The sequence below is a fragment of the Mesorhizobium sp. M0909 genome (genome assembly GCF_040319515.1).
GTDB lineage: Bacteria > Pseudomonadota > Alphaproteobacteria > Rhizobiales > Rhizobiaceae > Mesorhizobium.
In genome coordinates this window covers 202,640-217,152 of sequence record NZ_JAMYOA010000002.1, presented here as the reverse complement: position 1 = coordinate 217,152, position 14,513 = coordinate 202,640, and the positions used below count along the sequence as shown (strand labels likewise).

Here is a 14,513-nt window from a genome sequence, read left to right as displayed (position 1 = left end):
ATGCTTCTCATCCGCTGCCCCTATTGCGAGCAAGAGCGTCCGGAGCTCGAGTTCCGCAACGCCGGCGAGGCGCATATTGCGCGTTCCCCAAACATCGCCGGCGAGAGCGACGACGATTTCGAAAAGTTCTTCTTCATCCGCTCAAATCCCAAGGGCATCATCTATGAGCGCTGGCGGCACATGCATGGCTGCGCGCGGTTCTTCAACGCCGTGCGCGACACCGTCAGCGACAGGTTCCTGATGACCTACAAGGCCGGCGAGCCGAAGCCCGTAAAGCTGCCGGGAGCCACCAAATGAGCGCGACATTCCGCATTGCCGGCGCCGGACGGCTCAAACAGGCAAAGATAGCTGGCTTCAGCTTCGATGGCCGTTCCTATACCGGTATCGAGGGCGACACGCTGGCCTCGGCGCTGCTCGCCAATGGCGTTCATCTCGTCGGCCGCTCGTTCAAGTACCACAGGCCGCGCGGCTTCCTGTCGGCCGGCGCCGAAGAGCCGAACGCGCTGGTCGAGATCAAGCGCGACGCGGCACGCAGGACGCCGAACGTCCGAGCTACGGTGCAGGAGCTCTATGACGGGCTGACCGCGCAGTCACAGAACCGCTGGCCGTCGCTCGCTTTCGACATCGGTGCCGTCAGCAGTATTGCCTCGCCGATGCTTTCGGCCGGCTTCTACTACAAGACCTTCATGTGGCCGAAGACTGCATGGAAAAACCTCTACGAACCCAAGATTAGGGCCGCCGCCGGCCTTGGCGTCGCTCCCGACCAGCCGGACCCCGACCATTATTCGGCGCGCTTCGCCCACTGCGATGTGCTGGTGCTGGGCGGCGGTGCCGCGGGTATCGCCGCGGCATTGGCCGCGGCTGAAACCGGGGCGCGTGTCATCCTTGCCGACGAGCAGGCGGAATTCGGCGGCAGCCTTCATTTCGAGAGCGGCGCCAGGATCGATGGCCAGGACGGTTTTGCCTGGGCGCAGTCCGCCGTCGCCAAGTTGAAGTCGATGGACAATGTCCGCGTGCTGCCGCGCACCACGGCGTTCGGCTATTACGCGCAGAATTTCGTCGGGCTGGTCGAGCGCGTCAGCGACCATCTGCAGAACCCCGGCCGCGACCTGCCGCGCGAGCGGCTGTGGCAGGTTCGTGCCAAACGGGTGGTGCTGGCGACCGGCGCCATCGAGCGGCACATGGTGTTTGCCGAAAACGACCGCCCCGGCATCATGCTGGCGTCGGCGGCGCGCACCTATCTCAACCATTACGGCGTCGCCGTCGGCAGGAATGTCGGCGTCTACACGGCAAACGATTCCGCCTACGCGGCGGCGATCGACCTGAAAAAGGCCGGCATCAACGTGGCGGCGATCATCGATCTGCGCGACAACCCGACCGGGCCGGTGATCGACGAGGCGAGGGCGCTCGGCATCGAGGTCAATTTCGGCCGCGCGGTGATACGCGCCGGCGGCAAATTGCGGGTGTCGTCGATGACCGTGCAGCCGAAGAATGGCGGCGGCGAACGCACCATACCGGTCGACGCGATCCTGATGTCGGCCGGCTGGACGCCGTCGGTGCACCTGTTCTCGCAATCACGCGGCAAGGTCGCCTTCAACGACGAGACCAAGCGCTTTGTGCCCGGAATTTATGCGCAGGACTGCGTCTCGGTCGGCGCCTGCAACGGCACCGACGGGCTGTCGGCGACCATCGACGAAGCCTACGCCGCCGGCGCCAAGGCGGCCAAGGACGCCGGCAGCAGGCCGGCCAAGGGCACCAAGCCGAAGGTCGACGCCGGCGAAAGCTGGTCGCGCGGCATGCTGGGTGCAGCACCCGGTGCCGGCGCCGACACGACGGTGAAGGCGTTCGTCGACTTCCAGAACGACGTCACCGCCAAGGACATCCGCCAGGCAGTGCATGAGGGCATGCGCTCGATAGAGCACGTCAAACGCTTCACCACCAATGGCATGGCGACCGACCAGGGCAAGACCTCCAACATGCACGGCCTGGCGATTGCCGCCGAGACGTTGGGCAAGCCGATCCCGCAGGTCGGGCTGACGACGTTCCGCGCGCCCTATACGCCGGTGACATTCGGCTCGATCGTCGGGCACGCGCGGGGTCCCCTGTTCGACCCGACCCGCAAGACGGCGATCCATCCCTGGGCCGAGCGCCAGGGCGCTGTATTCGAGGATGTCGGTCAGTGGAAGCGCGCCTGGTATTTCCCGAAGCCGGGCGAGGACATACATGCCGCCGTCGACCGCGAATGCGTCACGGTGCGCAAGACAGCCGGCCTGTTTGACGCCTCGACGCTGGGCAAGATCGAGGTGGTCGGGCCGGATGCGGCCAAATTCATGGAACTGCTCTACACCAATCCATGGGAAAAGCTCGAGCCGGGCCGCTGCCGTTACGGCATCATGCTGCGCGAGGACGGCTTCATCTATGACGACGGTGTCGTCGGCAGGCTTGCACCCGACCGTTTCCATGTGACGACGACGACCGGCGGCGCGCCGCGGGTCATGAACCACATGGAAGACTATCTCCAGACCGAGTTCCCGCATCTCAACGTCTGGCTGACCTCGATTACCGAGCAATGGGCGGTGATTGCCGTGCAGGGACCGAAGTCTCGCGACATCATTGCGCCGCTGGTCGAGGGCATCGACATGTCGGATGAGGCGCTGCCGCATATGTCGGTGCGCGAAGGCCGGATCTGCGGCGTGCCGACCAGGCTGTTTCGCATGTCGTTCAGCGGTGAGCGCGGCTTCGAGGTCAACGTGCCGGCCGATTACGGCGAGGCAGTCTGGGAAGCGCTATGGGCCGAGGGCCAGAAGCATGGCGCCTGTGCTTACGGCACCGAGTCCATGCATGTGCTGCGCGCCGAAAAGGGCTACATCATCGTCGGCCAGGATACCGACGGCACGGTGACGCCGAACGACGCCGGGCTCGACTGGGCGGTCGGCAAGAAGAAGACCGACTTCGTCGGCATTCGCGGCATGGCGCGGCCGGATCTGGTCGCCAAGGGCCGCAAGCAGCTTGTCGGCCTGAAGACCAGGGATCCCAAGGTGGTGCTGGAGGAGGGCGCGCAGATCGTCGCGGACCCGAAGCAGGCAATCCCGATGAAGATGATTGGCCATGTCACGTCGAGTTACTGGTCGCAAAATTGCGGCCGCTCGATCGCGCTGGGGCTGGTTGCCGGCGGCCGCGATCGCATGGGCGAGACGCTCTATGTGCCGATGCCGAACGGGGTGATCGAGGTGGAGGTCACCGGCATGGTGTTCTTCGACGAGAAGGGGGAGCGCCTCAATGGCTAAGGCCGCCGTGAAAACCAACGCCGCCGGACCCTCGGTCGAACGCCGTCCGGCTCTCGCCGGCCAGTCACTTTCCGCCGCCGGCGTTATACTTGCCGTGCTGCCGCCGGCCGAGCGCATATCGCTGCGCGCGCCGGAAGGTTCGATTGCGGCACTTTCGAAAGCGCTCGGCGTCGTCCTGCCGCAAAGGCCGAAGACCTCGGCGGCAAAGGCCGGACGCACGGCCTTGTGGCTCGGGCCGGACGAATGGCTGGTCATCGACGAGAACGGAAAAGATCCGCTCGCCGACTGCGCCAACATTTCCGTACTGCATTCGGCGGTCGGCATCTCGCACCGCAACGTCGCCATATCGGTTATCGGTCCGGCTGCCGCGGCGACGATCAATGCCGGCTGCCCGCAGGATCTGTCGCTCGACGCCTTTCCGGTCGGGGCGGCGTCGCGTAGCATTCTCGGCAAGGTCGAAATTGTGCTGTTGCGCACGGCGGCCGACGCGTTCCGCGTCGAATGCTGGCGTTCCTTTTCCGATTATGTCTTTACTTTTCTGTCCGAGGCAGCGCGCGACGCGGCAGCATAGGCATGTTCGCCGCGCCTGACCGTTTCTGCGACAGCGAGCCGAGGGAGAATGCAAATGCCGCCGAACTCCGCGCCGAAGTCGCCGGTCAAGACGCCGGCCGTGCGCTCTTTTGAAGACGAGCAGCGCACTGGGACGGATATCGAAGAGGAACTCGAGGAAGGCCTCGAGGATACATTCCCGGCCAGCGATCCGGTGTCGATCACCGGAACGGCCATTCCCGGCGCACCGGCAAGACCCGGCAAGCGTAAAAACGTGGCGGGACGGAAGCGTAAGAAGTGATCTGCACGCCGCGATAAAGCAGGGCTGAAGCAGACAAGATCGGCGGCCGGAAATTCCTGCCGCCCTTTCGGTTCCTCACCGCGTATTGTCGCCCGACCGGCTCAGAAGCTGCTTGGCACGATCCACGGGTCGATGCCGATGCCGAGCCTCGGGCCCTTGCTGGCCTTGTGGGCCGCGGCGTCCGCCTTTTCAAGCGATCCGGTCGGCGCGCAATCGAGCTTCACATCGGCCTTGGTGTCGATGCAGGCCGCTTCTTGCTTGGCTGGCTGACTGCTGCCGGCAAATGCGGCGCCAGAGAGCGCCAGCAGGGCGGCGAACGTGAGGATTGCCTTCTTCATCGTCGGTCTCCGGTTCAGCTGTTGAATTTCTCGTACGTGTACGACATTGCGTACAGATACGCCCTGGACTCCCGGTGTTCAAGCAAAATCGTACGCGTACGGAGAATTGCCGAACGCTCGGCGCCGCAGCGCAGATCGTTCGAAGAAGATCCTGCAGATCGGGAGGAGCGCCGCTCTTCAGCAGTTGACCGGCGGCGTGAGCGGCGCAATCTCGTGCGCGGCGATGGCTTCGAGCATGATGTCGCCGATCCGTGTGATGAACGTCGTCTGGTCGCCGAACGGGTAGAACGGGAAGGTGATCAGCAGCGAGATGGCGCCGTGGCCGACCGCCCACAGCATGGTGGCGATGGCGCGTGGATCGCCTTTGAGCCTGCCGGCGGCAACGCAGGCTTCGACCCTCGCGATCAGCACTTTCATCGCCGGGTTGCCGCTCTCCATTTCGGCGAAGGTTTTTCCGGCTGGCGGCCTGACTTTTTCGGTCATGAAGACGGTGCGGTATTCGTTGGGATTTTCCAGCCCAAAGGCGGCGTATTCGACAAGCACCGCCTTGAGCGCCTCGATCGGGTCGTCGGCCGTATGATTTGCGATGCGCCTGGCCAAGGTCTCGAAGGCATCCTCGGCCAGCGCGAACAGGATGTCCTGCTTGTCGGCGAAATAGGAATAGACCGACATCGGCGCATAGCCAACGCGCTCTGCGAGCTTGCGGATGGTGAGGCCGTCATAGCCTTCTTCCTGGACAAGCTTGTGCGCGGCGTCGACAAGTTCGGAACGCAGTTCGGCTTTTTGTTTTTCGCGGCGCTCCTGGACGCTCAGCTGCAACTTTCTACTGCCTTATGACTGATGGCTGGATGCAGCATATATACGCTGTACGGCGTCGGGCAAGGGTGGCACGAAGCGGAAGCTTGACTGTGGCAATACCCATGTAACGCGGCAATAAAGCCGGCAACATCGGACTGTTACAGACAAAGACTAATTCGCGGCTCTGCAAGAATTTCGTTTCGGGAGGCCGTTATGACCGGAACTGAGCTTTCGTCCGGCGTGCCGGACGTGGACCCGCTTTCCCATCGCGCCAGGATGGCGCTCAGGCGCGTCGTCATGGTCGCATGGCTGGCGATCGCGCTCGGCTTCGCCATGGAAGCTCTCATTCTGACCGTCAGATTTGCGGCAGGTGCCTACCCCGCGACGACGCAGGTTCTGATCGAACTGGCGCAAGGCGTGACCTGGTCGTTCTTCGTCTGCGCCGGCGTCAGCCTCGGCACGGCACTCACCAAGGTGCGAGCCTCGCTCGGCGGCTTGATCAGTGCGATTTCAGCGCCACTGGCGATGGGCATCGCCAAAGGGACGCAAAAGGTCATGGTCAGCGCGCTGGACGCGGCGGCAAAGCCGGCCATCCTGTCGCTCACGACGCTCGGTGTGCTGCGGGCGATCGAATACGGGCTGCTCGGCTGGATACTGGCGTCGCTGGCATCGAAGGAAGAACCGCGTCCGCTCCATTTCGCGCCGGCAGGCGCCCTGATAGGCGCGGTATTCGGCGGCGGCATCACGGTGCTGACGATTGAGACGGCCGCGGCAAATGACGCTGCTCTCGCACTGCCGCAGGCGATCGCAACCGGCCTCAACGAGATCGTGTTTCCAATCGGTTGCTCACTGGTAGTCTACATTGCTTTGCAGGTCAGCCGCCATATGAAGTATGTCGCGGCCGAAGCCAAATAGATTTAGGTTCCCAGGCTTGGATGCCAGTCAAACCGCTTCCGGTTGGCGTTCGATCAGCGTCAGCGTCAGCCAGCGCGCGGTCAGCGCCGGTTTTTTCGAGCCCTCGATCTCGATCGTCACGTCGTGCGCCGTCTGCACCCACCCGGACGGCCTGACCTTGACGTCGGCCAATACGAAACGGGTGCGGATGCGCGAGCCGGTCTTCACCGGCGCCAGGAAGCGCAGCGAATCGAAGCCGTGATTGACGCCCATCTTGCTGTTTTCCAGCGGTGGCATGGTTTCGAAGGTCATCGCCGACAACAGCGAAAGCGACAGGAAGCCATGCGCGATGGTGCCGCCGAACGGCGTTTCGCGGCTGGCGCGTTCAGGATCGCAATGGATGAACTGATGGTCGTCGGTGGCATCGGCGAACTGGTCGATCATGCGCTGGGTGACGACCCGCCATGGCGACACGCCGACTTCCTTGCCGACGTTGGCCAGAAGCACATCGAGACTGATCGGTTCCACGCTGATGTCCTCCATCTTCACCCCCGGCATTTCACTCGCCGGATGGCGTGCGTCTCATTCCTTGAATAATGTCAGCCCGTGTTGCACCGACTGCCCGCCATCGATCGGCAGGATGGCGCCGGTGACATAGCTGCCGGCACGGCTGCACAAATAGAGCGTTGCGCCGGCAATGTCATCCGGTGCGCCGATCCGGCCGATCGGAACATGGTTGCCGACATGTCTTGCCTGGTCCTCGGTGCCGGTGGCGAAGGCCGTCATCCGGCTCTGGAAAGGGCCAGGCGCAAAGGCGTTGACGGTGATGCGGCGGGCGGCGAATTCGATCGCCAGGATGCGCGTCAGGTGGTGAACCGCGGCCTTCGAGGCCGAGTAGGAGTAGGCATCTTCGGCCAAAGGCTGCGTGCCCATCACCGATCCGAGGTTGATCACCCGGGCCGGGTCGGCATCGCTGGCGGCGGCCTCGAGCAGAGGCAGCAACTCGCGCGTCAGGTGGAAGACCGCGGTGACATTGACGCCGAACACCTTGGCCCAGGCATGGTAGGGAAAGCTTTCCAGCGGCGCGCCCCAGGAGATGCCGGCATTGTTGACCAGGATATGCAGCCGCTCGGTCCGCGCCCTGACCTCGGCCACAAGCGCCGCAACGCCGGCCTCGCTGGAGACGTCGCCGGCAAAACCTTCCGCCCTGCCGGGCGCGCCAAGGCCGTTCAACTCGCCCGCTACCCCGACGCAATCCTCGCTCTTGCGCGAGGCGATCATCACCGAGGCGCCGGCCATGACCAGAGCGGTCGCCGCCATGCGACCGATGCCGGTCGCGGCGCCGGTGACCAGCGCCGTCTTGCCGACGACTGAGAACAGCTCGTCCAGATAGCTCATCGATTTCCTCCGCGCAGTTCACCGCTGTTTGACTGATGGTTCAAGGAGCGGCTTCGCATCGACAAGGCTAGCCGAACTACGATTGTCCTTGCCACGCCAAATGTATCCGGACTGCGGCGATGGCACGGTTTGCGGCTGAAATGGTTAAGCCCGAACGGCAAGGTGGTCATTCGGCCGTGACATGGGTCGGATGAATGATGCAGCCGTCCCTCTAAGCGAGCACCTTGGCCCCAGCGGTTCATTTCGCGCGTGAAGCAAGTCGTCCTTACTCCTCCGCCAAGCCGCAGGCGGGTCTTGATGACGTGGGACGGTGGCCGAGCGATAGGGCAGGACTGACATTCGTCTTCGTGGACGGGAGCTATGCTTCCCCGGGGGAGCTATGGGTAAGAAACAACGCATCGTCCTGCTGGCAGCTGTTTTGGCGTCTGCCTTTGGCGTTTTGTTGCTGATCCTGATCCTGCAGATGGTCAGTTTTTTGTTTGACTAGGCACGGCCAGGAGCGTGCTTTCCAAAAGCCTGCGCTACCGCAGGCTTTCCAGCTCGCGGATGCGTTTGGCGCCGTCGGCCTCGAGCTGCCTTGTGACGGCGCCGATCAGCGCTTCGGCAACGACGAAAAGGGCGGCGGATGAGTCCCAGGCCGAAGGCACGGCGGTGCGCCCGGCGATGACATGGCGGGCAAAGCGGGCGATCGGCGACAGCCACTGGTCGGTAAACAGCACGATCTGCACGCCGCGCTGGTTGGCGGTCTCGGCAAAGCGGACGAGGCTGTCCTGATAGCGCCTGATGTCGAAGATCACCAGCACGTCTCGCTTGCCCATGTCGATCAGCCGGTCGCGCCAGACACTTTCCTGGCCGGCGAGATGGAAGACGTTGGGTTTGATGATAGCAAGGTGGGCCGCCATATAGCGCGCCAGCGGGTCGGTGAAGCGGCCGCCGATCAGGAATGTCTTGCCGCGCCGGTCGGCGAGCTTGGCGACGATGTCGGCAAGCTGCTTGTCCGAGAGATGCCGGAATGTCTCGCGCATATTGTCGAGCGTTGCCTCCAGCATCGGCGAGACGGCGCTGGCGCCCTGCGATGGCGGATTGAGCGTGCGCGAGGCCGGCGACTGCAATTGCGCCGCCAGCTCGTCTTGCAGCGTCGACTGGAATTCCGGATAGTTCTGGAAGCCGAGCCGGGCGACGAAACGCAGGATCGTCGGCGACGACACGCCGGCGGCAGCCGAGAATTCGGCGACCGTCTTCAGCCCGATCAGCGGATAGCTGGCGATCAACGTTTGTGCAGCGCGCCGCTCGCCGGCCGGCATGGCGCCGATGCGGTCGGAGATCAGTTCGGCAATGCTGGAAACCATGTTTTTCCCCACCCTGGCCGTGCCGTTACCGCATTATCGAAATCGCGTTTGACAAAGCCGGCCAAACTGTATGAAATCATCCGCAGGGACGCAATGAGGCAAAATACGTAACATACGATACAGCGCTCCCCGGGGACAGCAGACAATGGAGACAGCACGGCCCGCCAGCCTTGCATCGCCTGAAACCGTAAGGGTGACGAACCCTGGCGGATCGAGCCCTTTCGTGCTGACCTGCGACCACGCCTCGAATTTCCTGCCACCGGAATTCGGAACGCTCGGCCTTGCCGCCGAGGATCTTTCCCGCCACATCGCCTGGGATCCCGGCGCCTTGCCGGTGGCGCGCCGCATGGCCGAGGCACTCGATGCGACGCTGGTCGAGACTTGCATTTCGCGGCTCGTCATCGACTGCAACCGGCCGCTCGACGCGCCGGACCTGATAGTGACGGTCAGCGCCAGCGAAAAAACCGTGGTCCCGGCCAACCAGGGACTTTCGGCCGACCAGCGGGAGGCGCGCATCGCGCTGGCTTGGCGACCGTTTCACGAGCGGATCGCAACGATCATCGACGAGCGCCTGGCGTCCGGGCGGGAGACCAGGCTGGTCTCGATCCATTCCTTCACGCCGCTCTATAAAGGCAAAAGCCGGCCGTGGCACATCGGCATCATCCATGATGAGGACCGCCGGCTGGCGGCGCCGCTGATCGCGGCGCTGCAGCGGCTTGCCGGCGTCACCGTCGGCGTCAATGAACCCTATTCGCCGGCCGACCGGGTCTATTTCACGCTGGAACGCCATGCGCGCTCGCGCGGGCTGCCTTGCGCGATGATCGAAGTCCGCAACGACGAGATCGCCGGCGCAGCCGGGCAGCGGAAATGGGCGGATCTGCTCGCGAGTATTTTTCTCAATCTGGAGCCCGAGGCGGCCAAGGCCTCCAGACCAAGCGCAGTCGGAAAGTCAGTTCAATCGGCCAGCTAAGAAACCAAAAGGGGACTAAAAATGGCAGCATCGGGCTACACTGAAGTTGACAAGGCGGAGGACGTAAAGGTCCTCCACAATATGGGCTATGCCCAGGAACTAGAGCGGCGCCTCAGTCGCTTTTCAAATTTCGCGGTCTCCTTTTCGATCATCTGCATCCTGTCCGGCGGCATCAACTCGCTGGCGCAGGCAACCTCCGGCTCCGGCGGCATCGGCATCGGCATTGGCTGGCTGGTCGGCTGTTTCGTTTCGCTGACCTTCGCTGTAGCGATGTCGCAGATCAGCTCGGCCTATCCGACCGCCGGCGGCCTCTATCATTGGGGCTCGATCCTCGGCAATCGCGGCACCGGCTGGGTGACGGCCTGGCTCAACCTGCTCGGGCTGATCACCGTGCTCGGCGCCATCAATGTCGGCACTTGGACGTTTTTCCTCGGCGCCTTCGGACCGGCGCTCGGCATCGAGGGTACGCTGACCAACCAGATGATCTTCCTGGTCATCATCACGGGCGCCCAGGCACTGATCAACCACCTCGGCATCAAGCTGACGGCCAAGCTGACCGACTTCTCGGGCTATCTGATCTTCTTCGGCTCGATCCTCATCGCGGTCGTCTGCCTGATCTCGGCCGAAACCTGGGATTTCAGCCGGCTGTTCACCTTCCACAATTATTCCGGCGATGCCGGCGCCGGTGTGTGGCCGTCGGTATCCAATGCCTGGGTGTTCGCGCTTGGCCTGCTGCTGCCGATCTATACGATCACCGGCTACGATGCGTCGGCGCATACTTCCGAGGAGACCATCAAGGCCGCGAGCTCCGTGCCGCGCGCCATGGTCATGTCGGTGATCTGGTCGGCCGTCTTCGGTTATCTGTTCCTCGCAGCCTTCGTGCTGATGATCCCGAACATGGACGATGCGGCCAAGCAGGGCTGGAACGTGTTCTTCTGGGCCTTCGACCAGCGCGTCAGCCCGGGCGTCAAGGAGTTCGTCTACCTCGTCGTGTTCCTGGCACAGCTGCTTTGCGGCCTCGCCACCGTCACTTCCGCTTCGCGTATGATCTTCGCCTTCTCGCGGGACGGCGGCCTGCCGGGTTCCTCGGCACTGGCCAAGGTCAGCCCGACCTACCGCACGCCGGTGGCGGCGATCTGGACGGCGTCGATCCTGTCCGTCCTGTTTGTCTGGGGCTCGACGCTGGTTTCAGTCGCAGGCACCTCGGCCTACACCATCGTCGTGTCGTGCACCGTCATCTTCCTGTTCCTCTCCTTCACCGTGCCGATCGTACTCGGCATGCTGGCCTGGGGAACGCCGAAATGGGACAAGATGGGGCCGTGGAATATGGGGCGCGCCATTTTCATGCTGTTCGGCGTGCTTTCGATCCTGTCGATGCTCCTGATCTTCGTCATCGGCATTCAGCCGCCGAACGACTGGGCGCTCTACATCACCGTCGGCTTCTTCATCCTGACGGCGATCGTCTGGTTTGCCTTCGAGCGCAACCGCTTCCAGGGCCCGCCGCTCGGCGACATCATCGCGGCGCGCCAGGCAGCGATCAAGGCTGCGGAACAGGCCGTCGGCGAAACCGGCCACTGAGGCAAGTCCTCCAGCTATGGCCGGCGCTTTGCCGGCCATAGCTTCCCACATCTTCAAAGTGGTCTTTTTTACAGGCCCGAAACGACAAGCGCTGGAGTGCCAAAGGAATGGCCGGAAATTTCTCCTTCGATCAGTTGAAGCAAGCGGTCTCCAGCGGCGAGGTCGACACCGTGCTGGCCTGCATCGTCGACATGCAGGGGCGGCTTGCGGGAAAGCGGTTCCTGGCCCGGTATTTCGTCGATTCCGCGCATGACGAGACGCATGGCTGCAACTACCTGCTGGCCGCCGACATCGACATGGAACCGGTGCCCGGCTACAAGGCGGCGAGCTGGTCGAAGGGCTATGGCGATTTCGTCATGAAGCCGGACCTTGCGACGCTGCGGCGGATCCCCTGGCTGGAGAAGACAGCGCTGGTGATCTGCGACGTGCTCGACCACCATACCCATGACGACCTGGCGCATTCGCCGCGCGCTATGCTGAAGAAGCAGGTCAAGCGGCTGCAGGAACGCGGCTATATCGGCTATTTCGCATCCGAGCTCGAATTCTATCTGTTCAGCGAAACCTATGATTCCGCTCGCAAAAAGCACTGGCAGAGCCTCGAGACGGCATCGCCCTACATCGGCGATTACCAGATCGGCATCACCACCAAGGAAGAAGGCGTCATGCGCCGGCTGCGCAACGAGATGGAAGCGGCCGGCATCCCGATCGAGAATTCGAAGGGCGAGTGGGGGCCAGGCCAGGAAGAGATCAATGTCCGCTACGCCGAGGCGCTCGACATGGCCGACCGCCACGTGATCCTGAAGAACGGCGCCAAGGAAATCGCCGAGTCCGAAGGCAAGGCGATCTCGTTCATGGCCAAGTACAATTACGGGCTCGCCGGCAATTCCAGCCACATCCATAATTCGCTGTGGAGCGCCGACGGCAAGACGCCATTGTTCTACGACAAAAATGCCGAGTGGACGCTGTCGACACTCGGCCAGCAATGGGCGGCCGGCCAGCTCAAATATGCCAAGGAATTCACCTGGTTCCTGGCGCCCTACATCAATTCCTACAAGCGCTTCCAGGCCGGCACGTTTGCGCCGACCAAGATCATGTGGAGCGAGGACAACCGCACCGCCGGTTTCCGTCTTTGCGGCGAGGGCACCAAGGGCATCCGCATGGAATGCCGCATCGGCGGCGCCGACCTTAATCCTTATCTCGCCTTCGCGGCACTGATCGCAGCCGGCCTTGCCGGCATCGATGAAAAGCTTGAACTGCAGAAGCCCTTCGTCGGCGACGCCTACCAGGCCTCGCAGCTGCCTGAAATTCCAAAGACACTGCGCGACGCCACCGCAACGCTGGCGGAATCGAAGATGCTGAGGCACGCGCTCGGCGACGATGTGCTGGAGCATTACATCCACACGGCACACTGGGAACAGTTCGAGTACGACCGCCGGATTACGGACTGGGAACTGCACAGAGGTTTCGAGCGGTATTGAATGGCTGGCAATGTCGGCGCCGCCCGCCCCTCACCTTTACCCTCTCGTGAAGAACGGGGAGAGGGGGTCGCCAGCGCTGGAGCTTGTCCCTTCTCCGTCACTATAGGCGGAAAGGTGCCGGCAGGCGGATGAGGGCGGCGTGACCAACGATAATTATTGTAGAATGCGAGGACCCAAGGCATGACCGAAACGGTCAAGATAAAATCCCCTGTCGACGGTTCGATCTATGCCGAACGGCCTCTGGCGACGGACCAGGCGATCGGTGCCGCAGTTGAGCGCGCCAAGGCGGCGCAGGAGAAGTGGGCGCAGACGCCAGTCGTCGAGCGCGGCAAATACATGCTTGCCATGCTTGAAGCGCTGGTCGCCATGACCGGCGAGATCGTGCCGGAGATCGCCTGGCAGATGGGCAGGCCGGTGCGCTATGGCGGCGAGTTCGGCGGCGTCAGGGAACGCGTTAGCTACATGGTCGAGATCGCCGAGGCGGCCTTGAAGCCGGTCATGGCCTCCAACCCGAAGGACGGCTTTCGCCGTTATGTGAAGAAAGTGCCACTCGGCGTGGTCATGGTGATCGCGCCATGGAACTATCCCTATCTCACCGCCATCAACACCATCGTCCCGGCGCTGATGGCGGGCAGCGCCGTCATCCTCAAGCACGCGGCGCAGACATTGTTGGTCGGCGAACGTTTTCAGCAGGCGTTCGACACAGCAGGCCTGCCCAAGGGCCTGTTCCAGAACCTTGTCATGAACCACGCGCAGACCGAAAGGCTGCTCGGCTCCGGCAAGATCGACCATGTCAACTTCACCGGCTCGGTCGCCGGCGGCCGCGCCATCGAAACGGCGGCCGCGGGCACCTTCATGACGCTCGGCCTCGAACTCGGCGGCAAGGATCCGGCCTATGTGCTGCCGGACGCCAAGATGGACCATGCCGTTGCCAATCTGGTCGACGGCGCCTTCTACAATTCCGGCCAGTGCTGCTGCGGCATCGAACGCGTCTATGTCCACGAGAAGGTCTACGATGAATTCGTCGAGGGCTTCATTGCCGAGACCAGCAACTACGTCGTCGGCAATCCGCTCGACCAGGCGACCACCATGGGACCGATGGCGCAGGCGCGCTTCGCCGACCTGATCCGCGAGCAGAAAGCCGAGGCGTTGCGCAAGGGCGCCAGGGCGCACATCAATATGAAGGTGGCCAACGACAGGCAAGGTTCGCCCTATCTGGCGCCGGAAGTCCTGACCCAGGTCAACCACCAGATGAGCGTCATGCGCGAGGAAAGCTTTGGCCCGATCGTCGGCATCATGAAGGTGCGCAACGACGAGGAGGCGATCGCGCTGATGAACGACAGCCCCTATGGGCTGACGGCTTCGATCTGGACGCGCGACACCGACCACGCGGCGGCGATCGGCGACCGCGTCGAGACCGGCACCGTGTTCATGAACCGCTGCGACTATCTCGACCCGGCGCTGGTCTGGACCGGCGTCAAGGACACCGGCAAGGGCGCGGCACTGTCGGCCATCGGCTACGACAATCTGACCAGGCCGAAATCATACCATCTGCGCGAAGCCATCTGATTTT

The 14,513-nt window shown here is 63.2% G+C and carries 14 protein-coding genes; 9 read left to right on the top strand and 5 right to left on the bottom strand.

Annotated features, from left to right (window positions below):
- From NKH83_RS03580 to NKH83_RS03565, 4 genes are read left to right on the top strand one after another with little or no spacing between them, the layout of a single operon-like run.
- Positions 1-297: a sarcosine oxidase subunit delta gene (locus NKH83_RS03580; RefSeq protein WP_352478148.1), complete on the top strand. Its 297-nt coding sequence runs from the start codon at positions 1-3 to the stop codon at positions 295-297.
- A complete protein-coding gene (locus NKH83_RS03575; RefSeq protein WP_352478150.1) occupies positions 294-3,287 on the top strand; it encodes a sarcosine oxidase subunit alpha in 2,994 nt (997 codons plus the stop codon). Before NKH83_RS03580 ends, NKH83_RS03575 begins: the two co-directional genes overlap by 4 nt.
- Positions 3,280-3,858: a sarcosine oxidase subunit gamma gene (locus NKH83_RS03570; protein ID WP_352478152.1), complete on the top strand. Its 579-nt coding sequence runs from the start codon at positions 3,280-3,282 to the stop codon at positions 3,856-3,858. The genes NKH83_RS03575 and NKH83_RS03570 overlap by 8 nt, the downstream gene beginning before the upstream one ends.
- A 54-nt stretch (positions 3,859-3,912) precedes the next feature.
- A complete protein-coding gene (locus NKH83_RS03565; protein ID WP_352478153.1) occupies positions 3,913-4,137 on the top strand; it encodes a hypothetical protein in 225 nt (74 codons plus the stop codon).
- A gap of 101 nt (positions 4,138-4,238) precedes the next feature.
- Here NKH83_RS03565 and NKH83_RS03560 read toward each other — a convergent pair whose 3' ends face one another.
- Complete coding sequence (locus NKH83_RS03560; RefSeq protein WP_352478154.1) at positions 4,239-4,475, bottom strand: DUF680 domain-containing protein; 237 nt, start codon at positions 4,473-4,475, stop codon at positions 4,239-4,241.
- A 177-nt stretch (positions 4,476-4,652) separates the two neighbouring features.
- Entirely contained in the window at positions 4,653-5,294 is a 642-nt protein-coding gene (locus tag NKH83_RS03555; protein WP_254816887.1) for a TetR/AcrR family transcriptional regulator, read from the bottom strand.
- Between the two features lie 192 nt (positions 5,295-5,486).
- Here NKH83_RS03555 and NKH83_RS03550 point away from each other — a divergent pair, with 192 nt between their 5' ends.
- A complete protein-coding gene (locus NKH83_RS03550) occupies positions 5,487-6,188 on the top strand; it encodes a hypothetical protein (protein WP_352802150.1) in 702 nt (233 codons plus the stop codon).
- A 27-nt stretch (positions 6,189-6,215) separates the two neighbouring features.
- On the opposite strand, the gene NKH83_RS03545 is transcribed toward NKH83_RS03550, so the two are convergent.
- From NKH83_RS03545 to NKH83_RS03535, 3 genes are all read right to left on the bottom strand, one after another.
- Positions 6,216-6,710, bottom strand: a complete 495-nt coding sequence (locus NKH83_RS03545; protein WP_031211357.1) for a MaoC family dehydratase — start codon at positions 6,708-6,710, stop codon at positions 6,216-6,218.
- A gap of 39 nt (positions 6,711-6,749) precedes the next feature.
- Positions 6,750-7,565, bottom strand: coding sequence for an SDR family oxidoreductase (locus NKH83_RS03540; protein ID WP_352802148.1), 816 nt, complete (start codon positions 7,563-7,565; stop codon positions 6,750-6,752).
- 521 nt (positions 7,566-8,086) lie between these two features.
- Positions 8,087-8,914 carry a MurR/RpiR family transcriptional regulator gene (locus tag NKH83_RS03535; protein ID WP_254816889.1) on the bottom strand — a complete coding sequence of 276 codons (828 nt, stop codon included), beginning with the start codon at positions 8,912-8,914 and terminating at the stop codon, positions 8,087-8,089.
- Positions 8,915-9,059: 145 nt separating this feature from the next.
- On the opposite strand from NKH83_RS03535, the gene NKH83_RS03530 reads away from it, so the two are divergent.
- The 4 genes from NKH83_RS03530 to NKH83_RS03515 all read left to right on the top strand — a co-directional run bounded on the left by NKH83_RS03530 (position 9,060) and on the right by NKH83_RS03515 (position 14,509).
- A complete protein-coding gene (locus NKH83_RS03530; protein WP_352802146.1) occupies positions 9,060-9,884 on the top strand; it encodes an N-formylglutamate amidohydrolase in 825 nt (274 codons plus the stop codon).
- A gap of 21 nt (positions 9,885-9,905) precedes the next feature.
- Positions 9,906-11,462, top strand: coding sequence for an amino acid permease (locus NKH83_RS03525; protein WP_254816891.1), 1,557 nt, complete (start codon positions 9,906-9,908; stop codon positions 11,460-11,462).
- Between the two features lie 107 nt (positions 11,463-11,569).
- Positions 11,570-12,940, top strand: coding sequence for a glutamine synthetase family protein (locus tag NKH83_RS03520; protein WP_352478167.1), 1,371 nt, complete (start codon positions 11,570-11,572; stop codon positions 12,938-12,940).
- A 180-nt stretch (positions 12,941-13,120) separates the two neighbouring features.
- Positions 13,121-14,509 (top strand): aldehyde dehydrogenase family protein, encoded by a 1,389-nt coding sequence (locus NKH83_RS03515; RefSeq protein ID WP_352802143.1) that lies wholly within the window; start codon positions 13,121-13,123, stop codon positions 14,507-14,509.
- Positions 14,510-14,513 lie beyond the last annotated feature (4 nt).

Coding starts and splice junctions, on each gene's coding strand:
- NKH83_RS03580 (WP_352478148.1), top strand. CDS start 1: ATGCTTCTCATCCGCTGCCCCTATTGCGAGCAAGAGCGTCCGGAGCTC.
- NKH83_RS03575 (WP_352478150.1), top strand. CDS start 294: ATGAGCGCGACATTCCGCATTGCCGGCGCCGGACGGCTCAAACAGGCA.
- NKH83_RS03570 (WP_352478152.1), top strand. CDS start 3,280: ATGGCTAAGGCCGCCGTGAAAACCAACGCCGCCGGACCCTCGGTCGAA.
- NKH83_RS03565 (WP_352478153.1), top strand. CDS start 3,913: ATGCCGCCGAACTCCGCGCCGAAGTCGCCGGTCAAGACGCCGGCCGTG.
- NKH83_RS03560 (WP_352478154.1), bottom strand. CDS start 4,475: ATGAAGAAGGCAATCCTCACGTTCGCCGCCCTGCTGGCGCTCTCTGGC.
- NKH83_RS03550 (WP_352802150.1), top strand. CDS start 5,487: ATGACCGGAACTGAGCTTTCGTCCGGCGTGCCGGACGTGGACCCGCTT.
- NKH83_RS03545 (WP_031211357.1), bottom strand. CDS start 6,710: ATGGAGGACATCAGCGTGGAACCGATCAGTCTCGATGTGCTTCTGGCC.
- NKH83_RS03540 (WP_352802148.1), bottom strand. CDS start 7,565: ATGAGCTATCTGGACGAGCTGTTCTCAGTCGTCGGCAAGACGGCGCTG.
- NKH83_RS03535 (WP_254816889.1), bottom strand. CDS start 8,914: ATGGTTTCCAGCATTGCCGAACTGATCTCCGACCGCATCGGCGCCATG.
- NKH83_RS03530 (WP_352802146.1), top strand. CDS start 9,060: ATGGAGACAGCACGGCCCGCCAGCCTTGCATCGCCTGAAACCGTAAGG.
- NKH83_RS03525 (WP_254816891.1), top strand. CDS start 9,906: ATGGCAGCATCGGGCTACACTGAAGTTGACAAGGCGGAGGACGTAAAG.
- NKH83_RS03520 (WP_352478167.1), top strand. CDS start 11,570: ATGGCCGGAAATTTCTCCTTCGATCAGTTGAAGCAAGCGGTCTCCAGC.
- NKH83_RS03515 (WP_352802143.1), top strand. CDS start 13,121: ATGACCGAAACGGTCAAGATAAAATCCCCTGTCGACGGTTCGATCTAT.